The organism is Okeania sp. SIO2B9, from assembly GCF_010672505.1.
GTDB classification, from domain to species: Bacteria; Cyanobacteriota; Cyanobacteriia; order Cyanobacteriales; family Microcoleaceae; genus Okeania; species Okeania hirsuta.
Map to the genome: position 1 here is coordinate 1 of NZ_JAAHGK010001345.1, position 2011 is coordinate 2011.

Below are 2011 nucleotides of genomic sequence, written 5' to 3' on the forward strand. Positions count from 1 at the left end.
GTATAGCATCCCACCATGCTGGAATGTTACCAGTGTGGAAAGGATGCTATACCTCTACTTAGAGGTTCGAGTCTTTTAGAGTGAGTTAGGTCTGGGTTACTATTGAGGAATTTTTGAATTAAATTTTGCAGTTGAATAGTTTCTGTTTCGTCCAGCAAAGTAAGATTACTGACTTGTGCTATTTCTGCCACTGCGCGATCGCAACCTCGACGGCTAAATATGAAGTAGATAGCTGGTAACATATCCCGCTCTTTGAGTTGAGATAAAACTGCTGGCAATATTGGTTCTAATTGTTTTTCTCTTCTATCTCTACCTATATTATGTCGATTTTTAGGCTTGAGCAAGGGATTTACTCTTTTTTGGTTATTGCTCAGTAGAGGAAATAGACCTTTGCTGTTAGAAAAATTAAATTGGAGAGGTACTGGCCGAAAATCAGAGTAAATCAGTTCAGTTGGCCCATGTACTTTATTGATCCAATCTGTAAGCTGGTCGCTGTTGGCTACTGTAGCGGAGAGAGCTAATAGTTGAATTTCTGATGGACAATAAATTATTAATTCTTCCCATACTGTGCCTCGTTGGCGATCGTTCATGTAGTGGCATTCGTCCAAGACTACGGCTTCTACTTTTTCTAGAGATGTGCCTATTTCTCCTATGGGGGTGCCATAGAGCATATTGCGGAAGACTTCTGTAGTCATTACTAGGACTGATGCTTCCCTGTTAACGGAGGTATCTCCGGTGACTAACCCTACTTTGTCTGCTCCAAATTTGTCCCGGAAGTCCCGCAATTTTTGGTTTGACAGAGCTTTGAGGGGTGTGGTATAGAATACTCGTCGTCCGCGACTTAGGGCACGGTAGATGGCGTATTCTCCAATTAGAGTTTTGCCTGAGCCGGTAGGGGTACAAACAACTACGGATTTTCCAGCGTTTACGGCGACGATCGCCTCTTTCTGGAAGTTGTCTAGTTCAAATGGAAATAAGGTCTTCAGATCCAGCTCTCGGCTGTTCTGGGTTGAGTATGACACTAATGTTTATTTTCTTGACTTTATACAGGTTTTGTGATATTGCCTATTCTGTTTTTTTAATTAACGAGTAAATATTGACACTCTCACCGTTAAATCAAAGATTATAATGGGAGATTCTTGTTTCAGACTCTTAACTAGGTAACAAATCAAACAAGCTGAGTTGCACCCCCGCCAGACCGTCTCCACAAGCTTTTTTGTTAACGGTATGCCCTACCGCTATTAATCCTCTTTTTCTAATTACTTTTGCAGCAGCTACATCCCGATTCACTTGATAACCACAACTGCTACTATTATGTTTTCTATCAGACAGTTTCTTTTTCTGTATATGCCCACATAACGGACATTCTTGAGAGGTATAATTCTTGTCAACTTTGTAATAGTACTTACCTCGTTTCCAGCAAACATAAGGCAATATTTCGTTGATAAACTGACCAATTCCAGAATCCAAGGATTGTTTTCTAACAATACCTTGAGACCAAGATTTAAAATTCATATCTTCAACAAAAATATTGTCTGTAAAATCGCAAAGTTGATGAGCTAGTTTGAAATGCCAATCACGTCTAGTATTAGCTATTTTTTCATGTAGTCTAGCTATTTTATTCTGGAGTTTTAACCAGTTATTTGAACCTCTTATTTTCTTCTTAAGTCTTCTTTGCAGCAATTTCAGCTCGCGCAGTGAACTCAATAAAAATTTAGGATATTTGATTAAATTTCCAGTGGAAGTAGCTACAAAAGATTCTATTCCTGCATCAATGCCTAATGACCTTTCACCTACTGGATTATCTGGGACTGATTCTGATGAAGTAAAGGTAATCATCAGATAATAACCACTAGCTTTTTTGACTATCCTGGCTTGTTTAACCACCATTTCTTCCGGGTATGGCCTACTCTGCTTTAATTTAATCCAACCCAATTGAGGTAACTTGAATCTACCGCAACCCAGACAATTTTTCAGCATGGCAGGAAAGACAAAGCTTCTCATCCTTTTC

General features: G+C 39.2%; 1 protein-coding gene and 1 pseudogene. Both read right to left on the reverse strand.

Translation table 11 applies throughout. The annotated features are described in order from the left end of the window. Positions 1–1022, reverse strand: a pseudogene (locus tag F6K13_RS30565) (DEAD/DEAH box helicase); the annotation flags it as partial. Positions 1023–1152: 130 nt separating this feature from the next. Beyond that, positions 1153–2011 (reverse strand): transposase (locus tag F6K13_RS30570; RefSeq protein WP_287289484.1); only part of this gene is annotated, 859 nt, incomplete at its 5' end.